Below are 26,257 nucleotides of genomic sequence, written 5' to 3' on the forward strand. Positions count from 1 at the left end.
CTGGTTAATCCATCGGAATTCAGGGCCAGTTTGAAACGCTAACCCCCTATTCTTTCAGACTTTCCCAATAACAAAAGTGACATTTTAACTTTGGAACTGAAGGTGACATTTTAAACTGGGATAGACATTATATGTAGTAGCAAAGTTGTAGTGTCCGCCTATGGCTAATTTCAAATGTCCGCTTTATTGTCGTGGTTCCAGGTGTTTTATCGGCTGAACAACCTTTGCGCGACAATAACAAAAAAGGCCGCTTTCGCAGCCTTACAATGATGAATAATAAAACAATTAAAACTTATATTCCGCGCCCAACAATGCATGAACTTCATTACTCACATCACTGGCAATAACCGTATTCACTTTCGCCGTGGTGCTCCAGTTCTTGCTCAGCTGTGCGTTCAGCCCTGCGCCGACGCTGCCGCCGTTCAGGTTCTGGCCGCTGAAGTGGTAATCAGACGTATTAAACTTAGTATCTTCGGAGAAACGGCCAACGTAGGACGTTTCAATGTAAGGCCGCAGCGTCTGCCCACCTTTAAGCTCGATGGTTTTACCCGCTTTAACGCCTGCGCCCGCAAAACCGGCGCTGAATTTGCCGTCTGCAACCTGACTGTAACCGTCGTTATAGGCATCAGTTTTGGTCTGGCTGTAACCTAAAACGGTATACGGCTGAACCCACCAGTCTTGTGCAAGATTCACCTGCGCACCAACACGCGCCTGCCACAACCACGAGTTACCGTCGTAATCGCCGCCTGCATTCAGCGTGCCGTCTTTGCCGGACGCAGAATAACTCATGTCGCCGTATGTTGCGGTGGTGTCTGCGAACAGGTGCCAGTTCTGCCCTTCGGCCTGATGCTGTGTCCAGCTGGCATACAGGCTGTAGTAATTACCGTCGATATCATTGCTGCCGTCACTGCTGGAAACATCCAAATCGTTGTGCAGATAACCCAAACCCGCACCGATGGCAAGTGAATCACCGTTTGACAGCGCCCAGGACGTATCGCCGCCCAACTGGAAACCGGAGATATCGTTGCTGTATTCCACCGTACCCGCCGTGCGGTCACCGCCGGAATAAATGCCGTCCATCCAGACATTGCTGTCTGACGTTTGCGCACCATTTTCGCCCATATGACGCGCATCCAGATGCTGAGTAATGCTGCCCGCGATGCGGTGGATCATGTCGTCACTGGCTAACAGACCAGCCTGCGCGGCTTGTAAATCAGCGGCAACGGTTGCATCCGGGGTTGGATCCGGAACCGGATCTGACGCCGTATTGAACACGATGCTGTAATAGCCTTTATCCGCCAGTCCTTGCTTGCTGCTCTCATCGGTAATCTGATAATTAATATGATCCAGAATGTAAGAACCGCTGCGCACGGAATCCAGTACCGTATTTGCACCGACTTTGTTGGCAATCACGACGTCTTCGCCATCGTTGAAGAAGAAGTAAGAGGCTTTGCCGGTATTCAGCAATGAAGTGTCGACATAATTAATATTTGCGTCAACATGATTGAAACCGGTAATACGCTGGGAACTGTCGACGGTCTCGCCACCGATAATACCGCTGCTGTTGATATTGATCGTCAGAGAGTCGTCGGCGATATTATTGTTAGAGGTGATATTTCCGCGATAAACCGCGTTCGTCACATTCACTGTGGTACTGACTACATCACCCGGCAGCTCGGTGTAACTGCCAGCGTGAATGTCACCAGTCAATGTGGCATCATCGATACTCAGTAACATGACAGAACCATTCAGATCTGCATCGCCCTTAATCACGCTGCCATTGGTCAGAGCAATACTCGCGGTGCCTCTGTCCATTGAACTGGAAAGGACAGAACCATAAATCTGGCTATTTGAAATATCAAGTTCAGCCGCATGGGAATTGCTTTCTCCGGCAACACCGTTTTGCACCAGGGCACGATAGCCGTTGAAATTGTCATCATCATTACCAACTCTGCTACCTGATATTTGCAGTTTTGCCAGTGTCCCCTCAGAACCATAAGCGTGAACACTGGTCGCAACACGGGAATTCATGAGATCAAGAGAGGCGTTTTCCTGAGCGTAAAGCAACACGTCAGAATGTAAAATGTTATCTATTGTAACATCAACATTATTGAGGGACAGCGAGACGGAGCCTTCTGTTGACTGAACAAAAAACTGACCGCTGAATGTACTGTCTTTAACATCACCCTCAAGATCGGCCTTGCCAAGGTATCTTATACCTGCGTCCAGCTGACTATTACTGATGAATAGTTTCTGGGTCTGATCCTCTAAAATAACGGAGTTATTGTAGTGCGCATCGGTGATGTATATTGCATCAGGTTCCGAAACATAGTTTTGCAGGAGCAAGGGGGGATTATCATTTTGTGCCTGGGCGTGATTAACCATCACCATTGATATTAAAGATGCCAGCATCAGTTTCTTTGTATGACAGGTATAAGGTGTGTTTTTTTTCATTCCTGAAATCCTTCCTTGTTGAATGTATTACACATCTTTCCAATAACCATTCTAAGCGCAATGGCCGGAATAATGCTGGTGTTGAAATTAAACCCCGTTGTTATCGGGATTAGATGGCGACAGGATATCTATTTTTATTTGTTTTTCTTGTCCACTTTTGGACACATTCAGAAGTTATTTAAATTGATTTTAAATATGTAATTTATTTTAATATTGATGTGGATGATTTATGCAACATTTAATTAAAATAATCCATCAGATAACTTAACTTATCTAATGAATCTTCTGCCGGGTTTTCCTGGGGATTAGTCGTCATAGTGACTCCGGCAGAATCCATTCTTTATAACTAACCAGGAAGGTCAGGCGTTTTATTTATATCAGCGGCAGCATTAAAATAAAAACAGTTTCACGCAAGAAATAAAAAAACCAAAACTGGACGTCAGCTATTTCAAATAGGTTTATACAAGGAACCGTTAGCTGATTTCCAAATAATTAATCCGGCCATTTCCGCGATCAACGCCGAAATCCCCTCCCCCTCCCTGGTCACAGACATTGCTCCCGGATGATAAACCTCTCCTGACAGAGCAAGTGTCGCGGCGAGCAAACAAGCCAAAAAGGCGTTAGGGGGAAAAAGGACAGAAGATGATGCATTAATTACCATTATTAATTATCACCCCTAAAAACCACTTTATTTAGCAAGCTTATTATTCCCATTCTGCCAACCAAAACAAACGCATAAATCACCTTAAGCCACATATTTAGCGATAAATTTCGGGCAGGAAGCAACGGTTTATAAACACCAAAAACCTGAAAAATTAAGTGATTCAAATTGGGTTACAATTCTTTTGCATCAATAATCAAAATGATTATACTTCTCATTCGCTTTTTTGTGTAAGCCAGGGCTCTGCGTTGCCACTCATGGCAAGCCCCCGCGTGGGTACCGCGACTCCGTCGTGATGGCAATACATGTCTGGCACAGGGATTCTGCCTTTGCGTGTTGCGTTAATCATTTTTTATAAGACGCACGTTTAGCCAGTTAATTAAAAAAATAAAACCTTTTGAGGGTAATGATGTTTTCTGCTCACAACCGTATACGGGACAATCGTGTTACCAATCCCGCTCCTTCCACTCTTCGCATTCCGTCTCTTTCATTACTTGCCGTGGTTATTACGGCCGCACTACAGGTTCCCTACGCTGTGGGTGCTGATACATCCAAAAAAGAAGAAAGCATGGTAGTGACGGCATCGGATGATAATTCTGCCAATACGCAGGATACGGACTACAACGTGCCGGTCACCCGCGCCGCCACTAAAATGGCGCTGACCGCGCGCGATACTCCACAGTCCATCAGCGTCATCAGCAAACAGCGTATGGAAGACCAGAAATTAGAGACGCTGAATGATGTGCTGAAAAATACCACCGGCATCAGTGAGTTCAACTCAGGGGCGAACCGCAGCAATTTCTATTCACGCGGTTTTATGATTGATAACTACCAGATCGATGGTGTTCCAAGCCTTATCGATTCGCAGTGGAATATCGGCGACACCCTTTCCGATACGGCGATTTACGATCGCGTCGAGATCGTTCGCGGTGCGACTGGCCTGATGACCGGTGCAGGCAGCCCGGCGGCGTCAGTGAATATGATCCGCAAACATGCCGACAGCAAAGAATTCGTGGGCAATGTCTCCGCCAGTTACGGCAGTTGGGATAATCAACGTTATGTTGCCGACCTTTCAGCACCCCTGACCGAATCAGGCAATGTACGTGGCCGCATGGTCGCTGGTTATCAGGATGGCGACAGCTGGCTGGATAACTATCACACTCAGAAGAAATTCTTTTATGGTGTCGTGGATGCCGACCTGACCGATTCGACCACCCTTTCAGTCGGGTATGATTACCAGGAAACCCACATCGCAGGCGCAACCTGGGGCGGGTTACCCACCTTTTATCTTGATGGCAGCAAGACACATTACGACCGCAGCACCAATCTTTCACCGGATTGGGCGTACAACGACAGCGACTCGAAAACCGTCTTTGCCAGCCTGAAACAGAATTTCAGTAACGGCTGGCTGTTCAACCTGAGCGGTACGCATACTGAAGCCACGATGGACAGTAAACTGCTGTATATCGACGGGTACTTTGACAAAACAACCGGCATTGGCGTTGGCCCTTACGCCGGTTATGACCTGCTGGGCGGAACCGGCTATAACACGGCGAAGCGCAAAGAAAACTCTGTTGATGCCTATGTGAGTGGCCCGTTTGAGCTGTTCGGGCGCCAGCATGAACTGATGGCAGGCGTCACTTATATCCGCCAGAACGACCGCTACGTCAGTACATCAACCAGCTTCACGTCCGCCGACGTCGGTGATTTTAATCACTGGGGCAATTACCCGGAACCGGACTGGGATCCACAAGCACTGGCGCAGGACAACACCATTCACCAGAAGTCGGCCTATATGGCAACACGCCTGTCTCTGGCCGATCCGCTACATCTGATCCTCGGCGCGCGTTACACGAAATACAATGCTGATACCCTGACGCAGAATATGGAGAAGAATAACGTTACGCCATACGCGGGCCTGGTGTATGACATCAATGATACCTATTCGGCTTACGCCAGCTATACCTCGATCTTTAAGCCTCAGACCTACCGTAATGCCAGCGGCGCTTACCTTTCCCCGGTCACTGGCAAAAGCTACGAAACAGGGATCAAAGGCGACTGGATGAACAGCCGCGTGACGGCGTCGTTAGCCGTGTTCCGTATTGAGCAGGATCACCTGGGCGCAACAGATTATGCGCTGGTTCAGGGCAGCACCGATTATGCCTACTATGAGCAGGACGGAACGGTCAGCAAAGGTGTTGAATTCGAAATCAACGGTGCGGTAACGGATAACCTGCAAATGACCTTCGGGGCAACCCGCTATGTGGCGAAAGACGGTGATGGCGCAGCGCTGAACCCAACTCAGCCCCGCACTTCTCTGAAACTGTTCACCAGCTATCGTCTGCCAATGTTGCAGGACCTGACCGTGGGCGGCGGTGTTAACTGGCAGACACATACCTGGGATAACGTTGCCGGGCCAGACGGGGCGAGCACCCTGTATGCAGAGCAAGGCAGCTATGCTCTGGTCGACTTGTTCAGCCGTTACCGTGTCACCAAACAACTGTCAGTTCAGGCCAACCTGAACAACTTGTTCGATAAAACCTACAATATCGATGTCGGCAGAAATACGGTGTACGGCGAGCCGCGAAATGTTTCCATCTCGGCAAACTACAGCTTCTAAGTGACGCAAGAATGCCCCGGAAACGGGGCATTTTCTTTTTTAATCGCTAAATGAATACCCACCTCTGAATCCCTAATAGATTGACTTCAACGTGAATAATACGAAAATGTTTCTTTCCGAGCGGCCAGCAGAAATAAATGGAGTTTATCATCGTCTGTTCACGTGGTTTCCCTTCGATAAAAACAGTCATAAAGCCGGGTGTCCTGATTGCCGCTGCGTTACTGGCAAGTTGTAGCTCTACGCCACCAAAATCACTGGTCACCCCGCTTCCTTCAGTTGCGAAACCGGCTATTCCGGCGAAGCCCGCACAGAACCAGGAACCCGTACGCGGTGTCTGGCTGGCGACGGTTTCCCGCCTCGACTGGCCGCCGCTGTCTTCGGTCAATGTCAGCAATAATGCCCTTCGCATCACCCAGCAGCAGAAGGCGCTGACTGACAAACTGGATAAACTGAAAAATCTCGGCATCAATACCGTATTCTTCCAGGTGAAGCCTGATGGTACCGCGCTCTGGTCGTCAAAAATTTTGCCCTGGTCTGATGTCATGACGGGGAGAATTGGCCAGGATCCCGGCTATGACCCGTTGAAATTTATGCTGGATGAAGCGCACAAGCGTGGAATGAAAGTGCATGCCTGGCTGAACCCTTATCGCGTCTCCGTCAACACAAAACCTTCAACGGTTGCTGAGCTGAATCAGACTCTGTCGCAGCACCCGGCCAGCGTTTATGTGCTACACCGTGATTGGATCCGCACCGCAGGCGACCGCTTTGTGCTCGACCCCGGTATCCCGGAGGTGCGCGACTGGATCACCAGCATCGTAGCTGAGGTTGTCGCGCAATACCCTGTGGATGGCGTGCAGTTTGATGACTATTTCTATTCCGAGTCCCCCGGTTCCCTGCTCGACGATAATCTGACGTTCAGGAAGTATGGTCAGGGATATCGCACCAAAGCAGACTGGCGGCGGCACAACACCCAGGCGTTGATTGAGCAGGTATCGCGCACCATAAAACAGCTGAAACCCGGTGTCGAATTCGGCGTCAGCCCGGCTGGCGTATGGCGTAATGTCTCGCACGATCCCGCAGGTTCCCAAACCTCTGGCGCAGCGGCTTATGACGAAGCCTATGCCGATACCCGGCTTTGGGTACAACAAGGCTTACTGGATTATATTGCCCCGCAGCTATACTGGCCTTTCTCACGTCAGGCGGCACGTTATGATGTGCTGGCAAACTGGTGGGCAAATGTCGTGAAGCCAACTCATACGCGCCTTTATATTGGTATTGCACTCTATAAAGTGGGCGAACCGTCAAAAAATGAGCCTGACTGGCTGGTAAACGGCGGCGTACCTGAGCTGAAAAAGCAGCTTGATATGAACGAATCCGTCCCGCAAATCAACGGCACCATTTTGTTCAGGGAAGACTTTCTCAATCAGCCGCAGACCCGTCAGGCCGTCAGTTATCTGCAAAGTCGTTGGGGAAGCCACTGACCCGTTGATGCCCTTCGCACCCGCCGGGCAAAGGGCACATTGCTCATCTAGGTGAACGTCATCGCCCAGGTAATCACACCGGCAACTACGGTCGTAAAGGTGAGTGCGGCCAGGAAGAGCATATCGATCACTTTTTCAAGGGTGTGATTACGGCGCTGTCTGCGGGTTCTCAGCGCCCAGTAAGAGAGTATTGTCGTCATAAGATACAAGATGGCGTTAATGGCGAGCAGATCATCGCCGAGCGTGCCTTCGCGCCTGAGCGTCGTGATAACCTGGAAAATCCCGATGACCGTGATGCAAACCCCGACCATCCCGGCAGAGGCAGTAAAAATATGAACACAGATATCCTCATCCAGCTTGGCGTTGCCTTTTTCTTTAAGCATGACAATCCCCAGAGTAAATCGATACCGACTTTCACTTTCATCCATCGGGCGAAAACCTGCGCTGCTTGCACAGGTTTATATTGAGAACAGATTAATCAGTCAGGCAGGCGCCATCATCATCCGGGAATTATCAGGCGTTTACTCCGGCACGGTCAAATATCGAAATCATTCAGCCTGTTTGTTTCACCAGAGAAAGTGTCAAAGGTTCCGCTCATATAAATGCCGTCTTTAAAAATGATAACGTCATCGACCCTGACCGGATGTGCGCAAACCGCGCAAACCAGCGAATGCACTGTTTCTGCAAAAGGGGTGTTAGCCGTGGCGATAAAACGATCAGACCCGCATTGTTCGCAAACAATTCTGATATCCGGCATGTCATTAACTCGGTACGAAAAGGGGAAATTTTACTTAAATATAGCATAATTAGAATAATCTTATTGCCTATAATTGCATTCAGTGACCTGTCGTTAAACTCCGTATTGTGCGACCAGATCAGCATGCCTCTCTTGCCCCCCCTTTCATTTGCATTTCGACACAAAAAAACCTCCCGTCATGAGGACACTTTCTCGCTATTATCCTGTCCTACAGAAAAAGCACAGGCTTCGGCTTTACGGCTCACACCAGGGACGGCGGCATATCACCGAAGCAGGCACTAGGTTGAGAGTTTTAAACGGGATAATTTATGCGTCATTCTAAAATTTTTATGTTGTCGGCTCTGGTTGTTTCTTCACTGTTCCCCCTGGTCAACACGGCTTTTGCCGCGTCAAATTCGCATGAAATCAAATCGTTTTACGATGATTCCAAACTTTATTCGATTGGCGACCAGGTTCCGGCTCTGTACCGCACCAAACCTTACGAGATCATCGGCTGGCAGGAACGTCATCTTCCTGCACCGGATGCCGGTACACACTGGACGTACATCGGCGGTAGTTACGCGTTAATCACCGATACTGACGGCAAAATCGTCAAAGCTGAAAACGGCGATATTTACTTCCAGTAACGTGTTTTGAGTCCGAGCCTGAAAGGCCTGAAAAAATTCAGGCCTTTTTTCTTTCCTGAGACGGGGTAATGCCAAACACCTGTTTATAAGACGTAGTGAAGTGATTGCTGTTTGAAAAACCGCACATAAATGCGATGTCGGTGATGGAGATTTCCGTGCTTTTAATCTTCACTCGCGCCGATACCAGGCGCAGCCTTTTCAGATAGTTTTCCGGCGTCATGCCGGTGGTTTCTTTAATACGACGGAACAAGGTCCGCTGCGTCAGCAAAAATTCCTCAGCCACGTCCACCCAGTTGATTTCGGTAAAACAGTGCTCCTGCAAGTATCCCAGCATGCGGTGAAGCTTGTACTGCGTATGGTTACGATCCTCGCTTTCCCGCTGGTTCACCAGATTCATAATCAGCTGGAAAAACAGCCCCTCCTGCTGTACCGGGTGCACGTTTTGGTCACTGTCCTGCGCGGTCGCAAACATTTGCTCTACCAGCCCGCGGCAATGGTTTTTCACCTCCGGCAATAGCCAGCCGTACCGGCTGCCTTCGCTGGCAGAAAAGGGAGAAAGCAGGCGTTCCGTGTTAGTCAGATAATTGAATTCGGTCTGCGGATTGATCAGCACGTTAATAAGCTTCAGCGTGCCGAGTTCGTCATAAAAATGGTAGTCATTGTCACGAACGAAAAAAACGTCACCTTCCTGAATAAAAACCGGCTTGCCGTTGATAACGTGCAGCCCGTGGCCGCTGTCAACGATCACCAGTTCATCAAAATCGTGGCAATGCTCACTGTTGTTATCTTCCGGATCGCTGGAATAAACCGACAGTTTTTCCTCAACAGAAGAAAAATAAGCGTCTACTCGGAGTTTATCCATAAGGTGATTTGTCTCGTCTTGATATTTTAACCAGCAGACAGTAACCATAAATTATTGACCGCAGGCCAGCGAATCTGATTTCAAAATCTGTGATCATCCCCTTTCTGACCCCACTCTGGCTGCCATTTCCGGTGCAAAGCTGGCAATCACAGAATAGCTGGCATCCTGAGCCTGGCGCACACTCCATTTCACACGTTTTTGAACAGGAATTGGAAATGTCTCAGGGAATTCAGAAAAATAGCAGCCTTAGTTTTCATCGCAATAATCGCTTTTTATCTGCCGCTGCCGGGCTGTTACCGGCGTTGCGGCAAACCCGGTTACAACCGGTTGAGCTGGTGGATGTCATTGCCGAGGCTTCACAGGCCCTGGGCTGGAAAACGATGAGATGCGCCCTTCCCGCCAGCCTTCTGCAGCGGGAGCTGGCCGCAGGCGATGAAATCATTGTCGATTTCGGAACGCACTGCGTGGGGTATTTTGGGCTGCGTTGCGAAGCGGCAGGAAGCCCGCCAGATGCGCCAGCGCATCTGCAATTTATCTTCGGTGAGACGCCGGCGGAGGTGGCCGAACCGTTCAGTGAATATAACGGCTGGCTAAGCAGCAGCTGGCTTCAACAGGCAGATATCTATCTTGACGTACTGCCGGAGACCGTACGTTTGCCGCGCCGCTATTGCTGTCGTTATGTGAAAATCAAAGTCATCTCTGCATCAGCGAAATTTAACCTGAAGCTGAGCGATATTCATCTGGACACGGTGACATCAGCGGACACCACTTCGCTCACACCACTGCATCACCCGGATGCCTTGCTGAATCAGATAGATGAGGTCAGCGTCCTGACACTGCGAAACTGCATGCAGGAAGTGTTTGAGGACGGGCCAAAGCGTGACCGCCGCCTGTGGCTGGGCGATTTGCGTTTACAGGCGCTGGTGAATTACCAGACGTTTGAACAAAACAGCCTGGTTAAACGCTGCCTGTATTTATTCGCCGGTGTCACGCGCGAGGATGGCATGGTGTCGTCCAATCTGTTTATGAAGCCTGACGTCATCGCTGACGATACTTTTTTGTTTGATTACGCACTTTTTTTTGTCGCAACGCTCGCGGATTACATCGCCGTTACCGAGGATCAGCAAACGCTGGAAGATCTCTGGCCGGTCGCATGGCGTCAGATTGAACTGGCTCTCGGACGTGTCGGCACACAGGGAATATTGCAAGACAGCGAGGACTGGTGGGCTTTCATCGACTGGCACGAATCACTGAACAAACAGGCTCCGGCCCAGGGTGTGCTGATCTACTGTCTTATGAAAGCGCAGGCACTGGCCCGGAGAGCCGACAGTGAAAAAGTCACCTGGCTGGAGGCAAAAATAGGCGAGCTGAAAAATGCAGCATTAGAAAAGTTATGGGATGAAGAAAAAGGGTTTTTCGTCAGCGGTGCCGGGCAGCAGGTTTCCAGTGCATCACAGGTATGGCTGGTTCTGGCACACGTCGGTGACCCCGGTTTCCGGGCACAGTTAATGCGCAACTTACTGGCGAACCCGCCGGAAATTGGCATGAACACGCCTTACATGATGCACCACTTTATTGACGCGCTGATTAGCGTCGGCGAAACCCAACGAGCCGTGCAGGAAATCAAAAAATACTGGGGCGGAATGGTTCAGGCCGGGGCAGACACATTCTGGGAGCTGTACGATCCGCAACGACCTGGTTTTTCGCCGTATGGCAGCAAACTGATTAACAGCTATTGCCATGCCTGGAGCTGCACTCCGGCCTATTTCATCCGTAAATATGGTTTGTAATTAACTCAAAAATAACAATAACCTCAACCCTGAAGAGAATACACCATGCACAATACGACATTGTCCCTCTGGCGGCAGCGCCTGGGATATGGAATAGCCGACCTTTCCTGCAATCTGGTCTGGCAGATGATTTCGCTGTACCTCATGTTCTTTTATACCGACATCATGGGGCTTCCCGCCTACTACGCCGGATTAATGTTTTTAGTTACCCGCTTGGTCGACGGCGTGGCGGACGTCCTGATGGGATTGCTCATCGACAATACCCACACCCGCTGGGGGCGTTGCCGCCCTTACCTGCTGCTGGGTGCTGTGCCGTTTGGCCTGCTGTGCGTCATGGCTTTTTATGTGCCTGATTTTGGCCTGACGGGCAAACTCTGGTACGCCTTCCTGACGTATCTGTGCCTCTCATTTCTGTATACGCTCGTGAACATTCCTTTTTGCGCGATGTTACCGTTCATCACCAATGATTCGAAAGAACGCACCACGCTCTCGGCGGTACGCATTGTGATGGGCTCACTCGGGTCAACCCTGGTGGCCGTGGCTACGCTGCCGCTGGTGCACTCTCTGGGCAACGGAGATCAGCAATCTGGATTTCTCTATACCGCAATGATCTTTGGTGGGATCGCAGTCTTCTTCCTGCTGTTGAGTTTTGCGAATGTCAAAGAAAGCATAAACGTTCAGAATGAAAAAATGACGCTCAGCCGGGCGTGGATCAGCCTGCGCCACAACCGCCCGTGGTTCGTCTTTGCCGTGAATATTTTTCTGATGTGGGGCGCATTCTTTTTCCAGACAGGGGCGCTGGTTTATTTCTTTAATTATTACGTGGGCGACCCGGGTATTACAGCTGTTGCCGCAGGTATTTCGACTTTTGTACCGTTGCTGGGGACATTAACCGTTCCATTTATGGCGGTGCGAATGAAGAAACGTCACGTTTATTTATTCGCCTGCGCGATTAACTTAGCCGGCATGCTGGTCATGATATTTTCCGGCAATGCCGTTATCGGTTTATTAACGGGTGCGGCAATATTATCTGTAGGCGCCGGTCAGCGCACAGCCATTTATTTCTCCATGCAGGCAGACCCTGTGGATTACGGGGAATGGAAAACAGGGATTAACACGGCGGGGGTTCTGACGTCGATCAACGGTTTCTTAGGGAAAGTCGCCATGGCCGGTGCCGGTGCTATCAGCGGCATTCTGCTGTCAGCCGGAGGCTATCTCGCCAATCAGTCACAAAGCCCGCAGGCACTGCTGGCCATTAAAACGTGCTATCTGTACATCCCCGCGGCGCTAATACTTTGCTCTATGTTCTGGATTGGCCGCTATTATCGACTCGACGATAATTATGAGGAAATCAAAGCAGAGCTTGATGAAAGAAAATCAAACAGTGATGGAAGGCGCGCCGCAAAACTCACTTTAGAAAGTATTAAATAGCGGAAATATCAATCCAATAGACATATCATTATGCGTGAACAGGGTTGGTTCACGCAGTGTTCAACGCCATTTAGCCGGAAGAACAACGCGAACTGTCAGAAATCACCAATGAGCTTTTGGCTCTTTTTTCTCCGGGGCTCCCATGAGCGACTCGCAGCAACGTCATTCCGTGCGCAAGCACCCCATGAAGCTCAGTACTTCCGTCATTTTGATGATCAGTGCCGTCATCGGTTCTGTGTTGCTGGTGGTGCACATGCTCTACTTTGTGCAGGTCAGCGACACCACGCGCGATGGCGTAAAGGAAAAGGCGCTGGCGGTTGCCAGAACAATGGCGGATTTACCTGAAACAAAACGCGCCCTCTTGCTGCCGCCCGACAGCAATATTATTCAGCCCATTGCCAGTTCAGTGCAAAAACGAAACGGGTTGCTGTTTATTGTTGTCACCAATATGGACGGCATCCGTTTCTCACACCCTAATGCAGACGTGATCAGCCACCATTTCATCGGCGACGATATCAATCCGGCGTTACTGGGCAAAGAGAACGTTTCGGTCAATAAGGGCACTCTTGACGAGGCACTGCGCGTATTCACCCCGGTCTATGACGATCACCATAAACAAATCGGCGTGGTGGCGATTGGGATTTCACTGGTAAAAGTGACCGAGCAAATCAACAAAAGCCGCTGGAGCATTCTGTGGACGGTGTTATTCGGTGTGATCGTCGGTGCACTGGGAACGTACTGCCTGGTGAAAATGCTCAAGCGTATTCTGTTTGGGCTGGAGCCTTATGAAATTTCCACGCTGTTCGAGCAGCGCCAGGCGATGCTGCAATCGATAAAAGAAGGCGTGATTGCCGTTGACGATGAGGCGCATGTCACACTGATCAATCAGACAGCGCGCCAGACTTTTCAGGAAACGGCTATTGATGAAACACCGCACACGGATTCTCTGCCTCTCATCGCCAACCTGCGGGATGTCCTCAATACCGGCGTTCCGCGCCGGGACGAAGAGATCAGCTTTAAGGGGCGCTTATTGCTGAGCAATACCGTGCCGGTCCGTAATAACGGCATCATCATTGGCGCAATCTGTACCTTCAGGGACAAAACCGAAGTCAGTCAGCTGATGCAGCGCCTGAGCGGCATGGTAAACTACGCAGACTCGCTCCGTGAGCGCTCGCACGAGTTCATGAACAAATTGCATGTAATCCTCGGATTACTGCACATGAAAAGTTACGCGCAGCTTGAAGATTACATTCTCAAAACGGCCAATAACTATCAGGCAGAAATCGGTTCTCTGTTGCTGAAAATCAAGTCTCCGGTCATTGCCGGTTTTCTGCTGAGCAAAATCAACCGCGCATCGGATACCCGGCATTTACTGACACTCAGTGATGACAGCATGCTGCCTGATAACAATAACGAAGACCAGGTTGCGGCATTGATTACCGTGCTGGGAAATCTGATTGAAAATGCGCTGGATGCTCTGGGTGAACAACCTGATGGTGAAGTCAGCGTGTTATTACATTATCAGAATGGCTACCTGGCCTGCATTGTGAGCGACGACGGGCCGGGTATTGCAGCGGACAATATTGACGCTATTTTCGGGAAAGGCGTTTCCTCGAAAGGCGAACAACGTGGTATGGGTTTGTTCCTGGCTAAACAGCAAGTGGAAAGCCTCGGTGGCACGATTAATGTAGAATCAGAACCCGATGTTTATACCCAATTTTTTGTACAACTTCCCTGGGATGCAGAGAGGACAAGTTCTTGATCAATGTGCTGATAGTTGATGATGATGCCATGGTGGCAGAGCTGAACCGTTGTTATGTCGGCCAGATTGAAGGCTTCGCCTGCTGTGGCACCGCATCGACGTTGCAACAGGCGAAAGATCTGGTTTTGAATTCAGAACTGTCTATCGATCTGATTTTGCTCGACGTGTATATGCAGCAGGATAACGGGCTGGATCTTCTGCCTGAGTTGCGCAATTCGCGCCGTCCTGTCGATGTGATCGTAATTTCATCGGCCGCTGATGCCGACACCATTAAAAAGTCGCTGAACTATGGCGTGGTGGATTATCTGATCAAGCCGTTTCAGTTTTCCCGTTTTGAGGAAGCACTGACCGGCTGGCAGCAAAAAAAGACGCTGATGGATAACCAGCAATATTATGAACAGTCTGACGTTGACAGACTCATTCATGGCAGCAATCCTGCGGCAGCAGACACTAAAAAGTTGCCGAAAGGTTTAACACCGCAAACCCTGCGCACCCTGTGTCAGTGGATTGATGCCCATCCGACAATGGAATTCTCCACTGATGAGCTGGCGAGTTCCGTCAACATTTCGCGGGTTTCCTGCCGGAAATACCTGATCTGGCTCGCGCAGATGAACATTTTGTTCACCAGCATTCATTACGGTGTTACCGGCAGGCCCGTTTACCGCTACCGCTTGCAAGCCGATCACTATTCCCTGCTCAGGCAATATAGTCAGTAAGACAGAGTACGATAACTGCCATCGAGCGGCGTGAACCTGAACTGCCGCTGCGATGAGCAGATAACCTGACGATCGCGTGTCACAAAAATCGCTTCGATATGCGGGTGCTGCTGCAAATACTTCAGGCTTTTTTCTACCCCCATTCCATACAACAGCGTCGTATAGATATCCCCGTCAATCGAATCATCAGAAATAATCGTCACACTGAGAAGTTCGTTATCCAGCGGATAACCGGTTTTCGGATCGAGAATATGATGATAGCAGCGGCCTGCCAGCTCAAAATAGCGCTCGTAAATACCCGAGGTGACCACGGACTTCCCCGTGACATGGATAACACCAATCAGAGCATCGGGTTCAGAAAATGGTTTTTTCAAACCGATGCCCCATGCTCCTTCAGCGCTTGTTCCGAGCGTTTGCACGTTCCCGCCGAGATTGATTAAGGCATTTTCAACCTGCTGTTCTTGCAAGAAATCTCTTACGATATCGGCGATATACCCTTTTGCTATTGCGCCAAGGTCAATCTCCATACCTGCTTTTAGCAAAAACACCGAGCGGTTTTGTTCATCAAGAATGACATCTTCGGGATCAGTCAGCGCCAGCAGAGTCTGTAAATCCTGTGCATCCGGCACGCTGCTGCCGCTAAAGCCTATCTTCCAGCGCTTTACCAACGGGCCGATGGTGAAATTGAAACTACTGTCCGGGAGGCAGCTGACCACTTTGGCACGGCTGATGAGATCAAACACCGGCGCGCTCACCGTGACAGCGTCACGGCCTGCGGCATGGTTAATCGCCATAATATCTGAATGTGAGCGGTTAACCGTGAAGGTGTTTTCCTGAAGTTTGATGAGCCGGAAAACGCGGGAAGCCAGACTCTCGTTATGTTCAAACAGCTTGAGAAGAATGGGTGAACCCATCAAAACAGCAGAATAAGCATAAATTCGATCGTCTGGCGTCATTGAAATTACCTGAAAATGTGGGGGAAGGCCTGTACAACAAAGGCTGCTGCACAGGCGCTTAAGCGTTACCGCATAGCGTGCTGCGCCGCGTTACGCCCAGCAAGAATACCGAAGATAATGATATCTGCAACGGCATTCCCGCCAATGCGGTTTCCACCGTGGATACCGCCGACCACTTCACCCGCAGCATACGCGCCGCTGAGCACTTGCTCCTGAGCGTCGAGAACGCACGTGTCGGTATTAATCGTCACGCCGCCCATCGTATGGTGAACGCCCGGGGCGATGCGAATGGCATAGAACGGCCCCTGATTAATCGGGTGGCGCAACGCTGTTTTGCGGCCGAACTCGACGTCATCCTGTTTTTCCACCGCAACGTTGTAACTTTCCAGCGTTGCCAGGAAGGCATCAGAACCCATTTCCAGCTTAGCGGCCAGTTCACGCGGCGACTCAGCGCTTATCACAAACCCTTTAGCAATATACTCATCGGCGGCTTTGTTGTTCATGCGAACCTGCTCGTCGAACACCACATAGGCGAATTTCTCCGGCAGGCCAATGATATTTGCGGAGACTTTGTCGCGGGTTTCCATTTCATTGAAGAAACGTTTACCGGCCTGACTGACCAGAATCGCACCGCCGCCGCGAATGGCTTCAGAAATCAGATAAGACGTTGTCTGTTCCACGGTCGGGTGGATCTGGATTTCCCCCATATCCACCGTACCGGCACCGATTTTCTGGAGGATAGCAATACCGCTGCCGGTTGCGCCTTTGTGGTTGGTGGTCACAAATCCGTCCAGCTCAGGGCGGTATTTCACCACCATATCGCGGTTGGCGCTAAAACCACCGGTCGCGACGATCACGCTTTTCGCGTTAACCACCAACACTTCGTTTTCGTCATTGAGCAGGTCAACGCCCTGCACCGCACCGCTGGCATAACGAATGTCGGTAACAGAAGTGTCGAGCATTACGTCGATGTTACGTTTGTTCAGATTTTTCACCAGACCGCTGATAAGGAAACCGCCGACAGCGCTGCGATCTGCCGGACGGTGCGTACGGTCGATGCTCATCCCACCCGTAATAGTGATGTCACTCAGTTCAATGTTGTGCGCCGCCAGCCATTCGACAGCCTGCGGGGCGCGTTCAATAAACTCTTTCAGGAGCACCGTGTTATTTTTAAACTGGCCGCCTTTCAGGGTTTCCTGATAGAACAGCTCTTTGCTGTCTTCGATGCCTTTCAGTTTCTGGAAACGGGTTTCGGCGGCGTTCATGCCCACAGACGCTTTAATGGTGTTGCCGCCAATGGTCGACATTTTCTCGACGATCAGCACTTTTGCGCCTTCGTCACAGGCCTGAATCGCTGCAGCCAAACCTGCGCCCCCGCTGCCGACCACGACCACGTCATACGTTTGCGGCTCATTCAGGCTTCCGCCCTCTTCCAGCAATTGCGCTTTGCAGGATTTTGCGATCGCCTTGGAAACCGCTTTTTTCACCGCTTCACTCTGCTCAGTCGCACCAGTCACCGCATCCACGTGCGGACTGTTAGCATCCAGAATACGCGTGCGGATGATTTCAAAACTGGTGGTGAACTCAACATCCAGATCCGCTCCCGCTTCCAGCGCAATGTCGGTAATGCGGTCAGTTTCCAGGCTGACATTGATCGCCAGCTCATGGGCAGGATCCTGCACCTTTTCCTGGAAAACACCGGCTTTGAATTTCTTCGAACTCATACTCATGTCGCGGATCATCGCGTCCACCAGCGAGAAACGCCACAAAGGCTCAGGAATGGTCAGGGCTTCGCGCTGCGTGCTGTCGATGAATAATTCGAGCTTCTGGCCGTTGGCGATACGGTCAGTCCAGTCCGGATACGCGATGCAGGCTTTACCGATAGCAATCATGTCATAGCCGTGTTCCAGCGCCAGCTCCGCGTCGGCTTTGTTCACAATGCCGCCCACGCCCATCACCGGAATTTTCGCCAGCGTGCTGGAACGCATGGCGACATATTTGTCGATAAGCGGCGTCGGATCTGTGGTATCGACGATAGAAGGCCGCAGCGAGTAGCCGAGGGAGAAATGCAGATAATCCAGACCGCGTGCCGCCAGTTGTTCCAGCAGATACATTGTATCGGCGAAACGGATACCCGGTTCCTCCAGCTCTTCCGGCGAGAAACGATAGCCAATAATGAATGAGGAATCGGCGTATTTCTGCGCCATCTGATGAGTGATATCCAGCACCGCCAGCGGGAAGCGGGCACGATTTTCGCGGCTGCCACCCCATTTGTCATCACGCTGATTAGAGTTCGGGGAGAAGAACTGCTGGATAAGGTAAGTATTCGCGCCATGAATTTCCACGCCGTCGAAACCGGCTTCGATGGCGCGGCGAACCCCTTCGCCGAACCTGGTGATCATCGCATCAACTTCTTCTGCCGTCAGGGCAGCAGGCGTTGCAGCTCCTTCACGCGGAGCGGCCAGAGCACTCGGTGCAACCGGCTGCTGCCCACCAATCAGTTTTGGCTCGCTCATGCGGCCACCGTGGTAGATTTGCAATACCGCTTTCGAGCCCTGCGATTTCACTGCCGCGGCTATTTTTGCCAGTCCGTCAATTTTGCTGTCATTATCGATACCAATAGCGCCGGGAAATGCCAGCCCACGGTCGTCGACGAAGCAGCATTCAACAATCACAGTCCCGATGCTACCGGCGCGGGCACGATAATATTCGACCAGTTCACTGGTCACGGTACCGTCATAAAACCCTGTGCAGGTCGTCATGGGTGCCATCAGAATACGGTTTTTCAGCACAGTGCCATTCGGCAAAGTAAATGGGCTCAATAGCAGTTCGTTGGTGCTCATAATAGTTACTCCAAACTTAAAGGTTTTAATTTCTGAATTCGGTGCCGGCAGGCTATTTAGCTAAGGGTCGGGTTATTATTTATCGTTTTATTTCGACGCCGGCGTCATACTATTAATATAGTTTTATTTTTACTTTCAAAACCTCTAACATTAGTTAATTAACTATTTATCTATTAACTTAACATCTGCTATATTAAAATTATGTTAACCGCGAATTTAAATAATCACATTATTTTAAATTAAGGGCTTTTTTGTATTTAACTGATGAGATTATTATTACAACTCAACGAAAACTTCCCTCTACAGATCACAGCCTTCAGGGGCTGGCAAGCTATGCATTGTTCGCATCAGGCCCCTTACCCCGCTGTGAATTACTCTCATTTGGCGTACTCCGTTGTATCGGATTTTCATACCGCCAGAGATACCCCCATCACAGAATGTGTTCTGCTTAAAAAATAAAGCCTGCGCCTTTGTTTTATTCGATTTAAAAATAAATCATCACCGTATTTTATTGATCAAGATCAACAGCAATAAATAGGGAAAACGCATTATATGAACATTTCCTCCCTCTTACGGGGAATGTGATGTACCAAACGCAAATAACAATAACGAGGCAATTCACATGCCACCATTGAATAACTAAAGAAAATATTAAGTAACTAAAAAAACCATACAACATCTTACCTATGCACCATCACAATATTCCTAACTACCTAAGATAAATATTATGAGCGAAATAACAAAAACTGCGGTGAAAGAGCCAGCGAAAAAAGCCGAATCCGGCCAAAAAAATCGCTGGATCTTTATGGTACTTCCCGTACTGGTGTCCGTGCTGTTGCTGCTTGTTCCGGTGCCTGCGGGCCTGGAGCCGTATGCATGGCATTTCTTTGCCATTTTTGTGGGTGTGATTGTTGGCCTGATTTTCGAACCCCTGCCAGGTGCCGTTATTGGCCTGACCGGCGTCGTGGTCATCGCCCTGTTCAGCCAGTGGTTGCTGTTCAGCCCGGCAGAGCTGGCGGATCCGAAATTCAAAACCGCCGCACAGTCTTTCAAATGGGCTGTCAGTGGTTTTGGTAACTCAACCGTCTGGCTTATTTTCGGCGCGTTCATGTTTGCCGCGGGCTACGATAAAACCCAGTTCGGCCGCCGTCTGGCGCTGATTCTGGTGAAGTATCTGGGTCGCCGCAGCCTGACATTAGGTTATGCGATCACTTTCGCCGACCTGCTGCTGGCTCCGTTTACACCGTCCAATACCGCGCGCAGCGGCGGCACGATCTACCCGATCATCGCCAACCTGCCACCGCTGTACGGCTCAAAACCTAACGACCCGAGCGCACGTAAAATCGGTTCTTACCTGATGTGGGTTGCGATCACTGCGGCGTGTATCACCAGCTCCATGTTCCTGTCTGCACTGGCACCTAACCTGCTGGCGCTCGGTATCGTGAACAGCGTCACCGGGATCAACATTTCCTGGGGTACCTGGTTCATGGCGTTCCTGCCCGTCGGCGTACTGCTGCTGCTGACCATGCCGCTGCTGGCGTACTGGTTCTACCCGCCGGAAGTCAAAGTGAATGACGAAGTGCCAAAATGGGCAACGTCTGAGCTGGCGAAACTGGGCAGAATGTCCCGTCACGAAATCCTGCTGCTGGTCTTCGTATGCTGTGCACTGGCGATGTGGATTTTCGCTGCCAACTTTATCGAACCGGCGATGGCAGCCTTACTGGTCGTTGTTCTGATGTTGTGGACTGGCGTGCTGAACTGGAACGATATCACCAGCAATAAACCAGCCTGGAATACCTTCGCGTGGTTCGCCACCCTGGTTGCACTGGCTGACGGTTTATCCCGCACTGGCTTTATCGCCTGGCTGGGCAAAGAAGGCGCGGCGCTGATGGGCGGGATTTCTCCGGGAGCGGCGACAATCGCCCTGCTGCTGGCGTTCTACCTGCTGCACTATCTGTTCGCCAGCACCACCGCACATACCACCGCACTTTTACCGGCTATGCTGACTATTGGTGCGGCCATTCCGGGCATCAATATGCAGGTGTTCTGTCTGCTGATGGTAACGTCTCTGGGTGTCATGGGGATCATCACACCGTACGGAACTGGCCCGAGCCCGATTTACTACGGGAGTGGTTATCTGCCAACTAAAGATTACTGGCGTCTGGGCACCATCTTCGGTGCAATCTTCCTGGTTGCCTTGCTGGTTATCGGCTACCCGTGGATGGTAATGATGTTCTGAGGGTGCGTATAAAAGCGCCCACAAAGCATTAACAGAGCATTTACTGAAATAAAACAGTTAAACCACGTTGCCAGCCTGTGTATTTGGCTGGCAACATACGGAACGAATAGAAACGTCGCCGTGATTTTCCCGTACTCTTCCTGAAAATCGTTGTACCCATGGCGGCCATAACGGATTAAGTGAGAAAACAATGTCGAATAAACCGTTCTACTATCAGAATCCCTTCCCCGTTTCCAAAGACGATACCGAATATTATCTGCTGACCAAAGAGCATGTCTCTGTCAGCCAGTTTGACGGTGAAGATGTTTTAAAAGTCGCACCCGAAGCACTTACCCTGCTGGCTCAGCACGCATTCCACGATGCCTCTTTCATGCTGCGCCCGGCACATCAGCAACAAGTTGCCGCTATCCTGGATGACCCGGAAGCCAGCGAAAACGACAAATACGTTGCATTGCAGTTCCTGAGAAACTCAGAGATCGCCGCGAAAGGCATTTTGCCAACCTGCCAGGACACCGGCACCGCGATCATCATGGGCAAAAAAGGCCAGCGCGTCTGGACCGGCGGCAACGACGAAGCCAGCCTGTCTCAGGGCGTTTACAACACGTTCATCGAAGACAACCTGCGCTATTCGCAGAATGCTGCGCTGGATATGTACAAAGAAGTGAACACCGGTACTAACCTGCCAGCGCAAATCGACCTCTACAGCGTCGATGGCGACGAGTACAAATTCCTGTGTATCGCCAAAGGCGGCGGCTCTGCGAACAAAACCTATCTTTATCAGGAAACCAAAGCGCTGATCACCCCGGCGAAACTGAAAGGTTATCTGGTTGAGAAAATGCGCACGCTGGGTACCGCAGCCTGCCCTCCGTACCATATCGCGTTTGTAATCGGCGGGACTTCTGCCGAAGCTACCCTGAAAACGGTAAAACTGGCGTCCACACATTACTACGATGGCCTGCCAACTGAAGGCAACGAACACGGTCAGGCGTTCCGCGACGTACAGCTCGAACAGGAACTGCTGGTCGAAGCGAACAATCTGGGCCTCGGCGCACAGTTCGGTGGCAAATACTTTGCTCACGACATCCGCGTTGTTCGTCTGCCGCGTCACGGCGCTTCCTGCCCGGTAGGCATGGGCGTTTCCTGCTCCGCTGACCGTAACATCCGCGCGAAAATCAACAAAGACGGCATCTGGATTGAGAAACTGGAAAGCAATCCGGGCAAATACATCCCTGAATCACTGCGTCACGCAGGTGAAGGCGAAGCCGTTAAAGTTGACCTGAACCGTCCGATGAAAGAAATCCTCGCACAACTTTCAGAATATCCGGTATCAACCCGCCTCTCCCTGAGCGGTACGATTATCGTGGGCCGCGACATTGCGCACGCCAAACTGAAAGAGCGTCTGGACAACGGCGAAGGTTTGCCGCAGTACGTCAAAGATCACCCGATTTACTACGCAGGCCCGGCGAAAACGCCAGAAGGCTATGCGTCCGGTTCCCTCGGCCCAACCACCGCAGGCCGCATGGATTCCTACGTGGATCTTCTGCAATCGAACGGCGGCAGCATGATCATGCTGGCAAAAGGCAACCGCAGCCAGCAGGTGACGGATGCGTGCCACAAACATGGCGGCTTCTATCTGGGCAGCATCGGCGGCCCGGCAGCGGTTCTTGCGCAACAGAGTATCAAGAGCCTCGAATGCGTTGAGTACCCTGAATTAGGGATGGAAGCAATCTGGAAAATTGAAGTGGAAAACTTCCCGGCGTTCATCCTGGTGGATGACAAAGGTAATGACTTCTTCCAGCAGATTCAGCAAAACCAATGCGCTAAATGCGTGAAGTGATCAGATTGTGCTAAAACAAAAGGCTCGCCAGAAATGGCGGGCCTTTTTTATCGGTTCAGGCGTTAAGACATCATATAAATCACGATCCCTTCCGTCACAATCCCGAGCGCTGTTCCGATGAGAATGGAAGACGACGCGGATTCCACGTAAGTATCACTGCGCACCGCAAACATTCCGGCAGCAATCGCCGAAGGTGTGGCACCGATAATCACCACCTGCTGCATCAGCGTATGGCTCAGCCCAAATGCTATCCCGGCGGCGGCCATGATGGCGGGCTGAATTAAGTTCTTCATCCCGATGTTGGTAAAAGTATGGATATTCAGGGTCGGACGTTCACCGAAGAACAACAGCCCCAGCGCGAATAACGAAATCCCGCCTGCCGTTTTCCCCATCATTTCAACCGAAGACGACAGGAGTTCCGGAATTTTGATCCCCGCGAGACTCATGATGACGCCGAGAACCGGGATCCACACTATCGGGTTACGTACCGCTTTAAACAGGTTAGTCAGGATCATTTTGCCCAGACTGCCCTGTCCGGCCAGTTCACTGTTCTTATCCCCCATGCGGATCAGTACGATGGTCAGCGGGATCATCAGTACGCTGGTGATCAGGTTGCCCACCAGGACGCCCAGAAAACCTTCCGGCCCGATAAGCACAGCCAGAACCGGCGCGCCGAAATACGCCATATCCGGGAATGCACAGACAAGCGACTGAATCGCGCTGGTTTTTATGTCGTGACGGAACAGAAAACGTGAAATACACAGTGTCAGAAGATAAGATCCCATCAGGCCGATCACTAGCACGGCCATAAAGGATAAGTTTTGTATTTTGGAAGGATCGGTATGTAATGCACCGATAAACAGGTGCAGTGGCAAGGCAAAACGGATAACCACAGTGGCTAATACTGTTGCATCGTCACGTTTCATATAACCGAGTTTCCCACTCAGCCAGCCTAAAACCATAACAAAAACCAAAGGAAATAAAGAGGATAAAAGTAACGTCGGCATAATAAGACCTTTTCTTTTTATAGTTAATTGAATGAAGGAAAATAAAATCGCGAGTATTTATATTATTTTACCTTTCGGGTATTTGTGATGGTTGTCACATCTGTATATTAGATATAAATAACAATAATTACTTAACAACAAAATACATTTAAATCAAATACTTATTGTGAATTGCGTTATTTAACTTAAGTCCACTGTTATTTTATTACTTACACTGAAGTATTTTGAAATATCCAACAACACACTGTTGTTTTTCATCACTAAGTAAGTATTAAAATGCTTTTGTAATTTAAGTAACCAGCACCACCCCTTTTCACATGATATAAAAACAGGACAAAAATAACTTATATTTACGGTTGCTGTGCGCCATTTTATTTATTTTTAATTCACGCTGATTTGATTGTTTATAGGATTTTACTGCGAGGGTTCCTGAAGCAAAGAAATAATGCTAAGGGAAATCACTGAGTACAAACGCTCTAAGGCTTAACGATGTTAAAAAAACGCCCACTCTACACGCATTACACCGGTTCACTGTTGCTCGAAAATCCGCTGCTAAACAAAGGTTCTGCTTTCAACCGCGAGGAACGTCTGGCACTTAACCTGAACGGATTGCTGCCAAATCAGGTAGAAACTATCAGCGAACAAACCGACCGCGCTTACACGCAATTTTCTGAATTCAAACGCGATATTTCCAAACACGTTTATCTGCGTAATATCCAGGACACTAACGAAACGCTTTTCTATAACCTGGTCAATTCTCATCTGGAAGAAATGCTGCCGATCATCTATACCCCAACGGTCGGTGAAGCCTGCGAGCACTTTTCTGATATCTACCGTCGTGCCAGAGGCCTGTTCATCGCCTATCCGGATCGTGACCATATCGATGAAATGCTGCAAAACTTCTCCAAGAATGACATCCGCGTGATCGTCGTCACCGACGGAGAACGTATTCTCGGGCTGGGCGATCAGGGGATTGGCGGGATGGGTATCCCTATCGGAAAATTGTCCCTCTACACCTCCTGCGGTGGGATTAATCCCGCGAACACGTTACCGATCATGCTCGACGTCGGCACCAATAATGCACAGCGCCTTGATGATCCGTTGTATATGGGATGGCGTCATCCGCGCATTACCGACGGCGAATACAATGAATTCATGGATATGTTTATCCAGGCTGTGAAAACACGCTGGCCGGATGTGTTGCTGCAGTTCGAAGATTTCGCTCAGACCAACGCCATGCCGCTTCTGGAACGCTACCGCGATGAACTGTGCTGCTTCAATGACGATATTCAGGGCACCGCAGCGGTGACGCTGGGCTGTCTGATTGCCGCCAGCCACGCAGCAGGAACGCAGCTACGCGATCAGCGCGTGACCTTCCTCGGCGCGGGGTCTGCCGGTTGCGGTATTGCAGAAAAAATTATCGCGCAGATGGTCGCCGAAGGCGCAACGGAAGACGAAGCCCGCAGCCAGGTCTTTATGGTGGATCGCTTTGGCCTGCTGACCGACGACATGCCGAACGTGCTCGATTTTCAGCGCAAACTGGTCACCCGCAAAGCCAACATTGCCCACTGGAAAGTGGATGCGCAAAACATCTCGTTGCAGGACGTCGTGCACCATTCCAAACCGACGATTCTGATTGGCGTTTCCGGGCAACCGGGGCTTTTCACTGAAGAAATCATCCGTGAAATGCACCATAACTGCCATCATCCGATCATTATGCCACTGTCTAATCCGACGTCCCGCGCAGAAGCGCGTCCTCAGGATGTGATTGCGTGGACGGAAGGCGCGGCGCTGATGGCCACCGGCAGCCCGTTTGCGCCGGTACATTACCAGGATCGCACTTACCCGATCCCGCAATGCAATAATGCGTATATCTTCCCGGGTTTAGGTTTGGGGATTCTGGCCGCGAAAGCACGTCGCGTGACCGACGGAATGCTGCTGGCTGCCAGCCAGGCACTCGCCAGCCTTTCTCCGCTGGCGACCACTGGCAAAGGCTCACTGCTACCGGCCATCGCCGATATTCAGCATGTGTCGAAAGTGATTGCGACAGAAGTTGCCCGCGTCGCGCAACAGGAAGGCGTGGCACCGGAAGTCCCGGAGGAAACGTTACAAAACCGTCTCGATACTGAGTTCTGGAAGCCAGAATACCGTTCTTATAAGCATTCTTCGTTCTGATGATTTGCCTGGCCGGTAATGTTATTAAGTACCGGCCATT

Annotated in this window: 16 protein-coding genes; 10 read left to right on the forward strand and 6 right to left on the reverse strand. The window is 50.4% G+C overall.

What is annotated here, in order from left to right; translation table 11 throughout:
• Positions 1-285 precede the first annotated feature (285 nt).
• Positions 286-2,454, reverse strand: coding sequence for an autotransporter outer membrane beta-barrel domain-containing protein (locus tag CWS43_RS15210; protein ID WP_101077869.1), 2,169 nt, complete (start codon positions 2,452-2,454; stop codon positions 286-288).
• Positions 2,455-3,521: 1,067 nt separating this feature from the next.
• Between CWS43_RS15210 and fhuE the strand changes: the two genes are divergently transcribed.
• Both fhuE and CWS43_RS15220 read left to right on the forward strand, forming a co-directional pair.
• Complete coding sequence (gene fhuE / locus CWS43_RS15215) at positions 3,522-5,735, forward strand: ferric-rhodotorulic acid/ferric-coprogen receptor FhuE (protein WP_369825874.1); 2,214 nt, start codon at positions 3,522-3,524, stop codon at positions 5,733-5,735.
• Between the two features lie 137 nt (positions 5,736-5,872).
• Complete coding sequence (locus CWS43_RS15220) at positions 5,873-7,216, forward strand: glycoside hydrolase family 10 protein (RefSeq protein WP_101077871.1); 1,344 nt, start codon at positions 5,873-5,875, stop codon at positions 7,214-7,216.
• Between the two features lie 47 nt (positions 7,217-7,263).
• Here the strand turns inward: CWS43_RS15220 and CWS43_RS15225 are convergent, their stop codons facing one another.
• Positions 7,264-7,599 (reverse strand): hypothetical protein, encoded by a 336-nt coding sequence (locus CWS43_RS15225; protein WP_101077872.1) that lies wholly within the window; start codon positions 7,597-7,599, stop codon positions 7,264-7,266.
• Between the two features lie 682 nt (positions 7,600-8,281).
• Here CWS43_RS15225 and CWS43_RS15235 point away from each other — a divergent pair.
• On the forward strand, positions 8,282-8,599 hold the full coding sequence (locus tag CWS43_RS15235) for an RcnB family protein (protein ID WP_101077874.1): 318 nt from the start codon (positions 8,282-8,284) through the stop codon (positions 8,597-8,599).
• A gap of 37 nt (positions 8,600-8,636) precedes the next feature.
• Here CWS43_RS15235 and CWS43_RS15240 read toward each other — a convergent pair whose 3' ends face one another.
• The gene (locus tag CWS43_RS15240; RefSeq protein WP_101077875.1) at positions 8,637-9,461 is read right to left on the reverse strand and encodes a helix-turn-helix domain-containing protein; all 825 of its coding nucleotides are present in this window, start codon (positions 9,459-9,461) and stop codon (positions 8,637-8,639) included.
• A 215-nt stretch (positions 9,462-9,676) separates the two neighbouring features.
• On the opposite strand from CWS43_RS15240, the gene CWS43_RS15245 reads away from it, so the two are divergent.
• From CWS43_RS15245 to dcuR, 4 genes are all read left to right on the forward strand, one after another.
• Positions 9,677-11,251 (forward strand): family 78 glycoside hydrolase catalytic domain, encoded by a 1,575-nt coding sequence (locus CWS43_RS15245; protein ID WP_101077876.1) that lies wholly within the window; start codon positions 9,677-9,679, stop codon positions 11,249-11,251.
• Positions 11,252-11,296: 45 nt separating this feature from the next.
• Positions 11,297-12,682 (forward strand): MFS transporter, encoded by a 1,386-nt coding sequence (locus CWS43_RS15250; RefSeq protein WP_101077877.1) that lies wholly within the window; start codon positions 11,297-11,299, stop codon positions 12,680-12,682.
• Positions 12,683-12,824: 142 nt separating this feature from the next.
• Positions 12,825-14,444, forward strand: a complete 1,620-nt coding sequence (locus tag CWS43_RS15255; protein WP_101077878.1) for a sensor histidine kinase — start codon at positions 12,825-12,827, stop codon at positions 14,442-14,444.
• Positions 14,441-15,160: a two-component system response regulator DcuR gene (dcuR, locus tag CWS43_RS15260; protein WP_101077879.1), complete on the forward strand. Its 720-nt coding sequence runs from the start codon at positions 14,441-14,443 to the stop codon at positions 15,158-15,160. The genes CWS43_RS15255 and dcuR overlap by 4 nt, the downstream gene beginning before the upstream one ends.
• On the opposite strand, the gene CWS43_RS15265 is transcribed toward dcuR, so the two are convergent.
• Together CWS43_RS15265 and CWS43_RS15270 are read right to left on the reverse strand one after the other, a co-directional pair.
• A complete protein-coding gene (locus tag CWS43_RS15265) occupies positions 15,154-16,116 on the reverse strand; it encodes an FAD:protein FMN transferase (RefSeq protein WP_101077880.1) in 963 nt (320 codons plus the stop codon). The genes dcuR and CWS43_RS15265 overlap by 7 nt on opposite strands.
• Before the next feature lie 65 nt (positions 16,117-16,181).
• On the reverse strand, positions 16,182-18,959 hold the full coding sequence (locus CWS43_RS15270; RefSeq protein WP_101077881.1) for a flavocytochrome c: 2,778 nt from the start codon (positions 18,957-18,959) through the stop codon (positions 16,182-16,184).
• A 727-nt stretch (positions 18,960-19,686) separates the two neighbouring features.
• On the opposite strand from CWS43_RS15270, the gene CWS43_RS15275 reads away from it, so the two are divergent.
• Both CWS43_RS15275 and fumA read left to right on the forward strand, forming a co-directional pair.
• Positions 19,687-21,198 (forward strand): anion permease, encoded by a 1,512-nt coding sequence (locus tag CWS43_RS15275; protein ID WP_101077882.1) that lies wholly within the window; start codon positions 19,687-19,689, stop codon positions 21,196-21,198.
• Positions 21,199-21,388: 190 nt separating this feature from the next.
• Positions 21,389-23,035 carry a class I fumarate hydratase FumA gene (gene fumA, locus CWS43_RS15280; protein WP_101077883.1) on the forward strand — a complete coding sequence of 549 codons (1,647 nt, stop codon included), beginning with the start codon at positions 21,389-21,391 and terminating at the stop codon, positions 23,033-23,035.
• Between the two features lie 62 nt (positions 23,036-23,097).
• Here the strand turns inward: fumA and CWS43_RS15285 are convergent, their stop codons facing one another.
• On the reverse strand, positions 23,098-24,042 hold the full coding sequence (locus CWS43_RS15285; protein WP_101077884.1) for an AEC family transporter: 945 nt from the start codon (positions 24,040-24,042) through the stop codon (positions 23,098-23,100).
• Between the two features lie 489 nt (positions 24,043-24,531).
• Here CWS43_RS15285 and CWS43_RS15290 point away from each other — a divergent pair, with 489 nt between their 5' ends.
• A complete protein-coding gene (locus CWS43_RS15290; protein WP_101077885.1) occupies positions 24,532-26,217 on the forward strand; it encodes an NAD-dependent malic enzyme in 1,686 nt (561 codons plus the stop codon).
• The last annotated feature ends 40 nt before the right edge of the window (positions 26,218-26,257 follow it).

This window comes from Rahnella sp. AA, from assembly GCF_002834385.1.
Taxonomy (GTDB): domain Bacteria; phylum Pseudomonadota; class Gammaproteobacteria; order Enterobacterales; family Enterobacteriaceae; genus Rahnella.

Excerpts from the sequence above, each read along its gene's own strand:
- CWS43_RS15210 (WP_101077869.1), bottom strand. The coding sequence starts at position 2,454 with ATGAAAAAAAACACACCTTATACCTGTCATACAAAGAAACTGATGCTG.
- fhuE (WP_369825874.1), top strand. The coding sequence starts at position 3,522 with ATGATGTTTTCTGCTCACAACCGTATACGGGACAATCGTGTTACCAAT.
- CWS43_RS15220 (WP_101077871.1), top strand. The coding sequence starts at position 5,873 with ATGGAGTTTATCATCGTCTGTTCACGTGGTTTCCCTTCGATAAAAACA.
- CWS43_RS15225 (WP_101077872.1), bottom strand. The coding sequence starts at position 7,599 with ATGCTTAAAGAAAAAGGCAACGCCAAGCTGGATGAGGATATCTGTGTT.
- CWS43_RS15235 (WP_101077874.1), top strand. The coding sequence starts at position 8,282 with ATGCGTCATTCTAAAATTTTTATGTTGTCGGCTCTGGTTGTTTCTTCA.
- CWS43_RS15240 (WP_101077875.1), bottom strand. The coding sequence starts at position 9,461 with ATGGATAAACTCCGAGTAGACGCTTATTTTTCTTCTGTTGAGGAAAAA.
- CWS43_RS15245 (WP_101077876.1), top strand. The coding sequence starts at position 9,677 with ATGTCTCAGGGAATTCAGAAAAATAGCAGCCTTAGTTTTCATCGCAAT.
- CWS43_RS15250 (WP_101077877.1), top strand. The coding sequence starts at position 11,297 with ATGCACAATACGACATTGTCCCTCTGGCGGCAGCGCCTGGGATATGGA.
- CWS43_RS15255 (WP_101077878.1), top strand. The coding sequence starts at position 12,825 with ATGAGCGACTCGCAGCAACGTCATTCCGTGCGCAAGCACCCCATGAAG.
- CWS43_RS15265 (WP_101077880.1), bottom strand. The coding sequence starts at position 16,116 with ATGACGCCAGACGATCGAATTTATGCTTATTCTGCTGTTTTGATGGGT.
- CWS43_RS15270 (WP_101077881.1), bottom strand. The coding sequence starts at position 18,959 with ATGAGCACCAACGAACTGCTATTGAGCCCATTTACTTTGCCGAATGGC.
- CWS43_RS15275 (WP_101077882.1), top strand. The coding sequence starts at position 19,687 with ATGAGCGAAATAACAAAAACTGCGGTGAAAGAGCCAGCGAAAAAAGCC.
- fumA (WP_101077883.1), top strand. The coding sequence starts at position 21,389 with ATGTCGAATAAACCGTTCTACTATCAGAATCCCTTCCCCGTTTCCAAA.
- CWS43_RS15285 (WP_101077884.1), bottom strand. The coding sequence starts at position 24,042 with ATGCCGACGTTACTTTTATCCTCTTTATTTCCTTTGGTTTTTGTTATG.
- CWS43_RS15290 (WP_101077885.1), top strand. The coding sequence starts at position 24,532 with ATGTTAAAAAAACGCCCACTCTACACGCATTACACCGGTTCACTGTTG.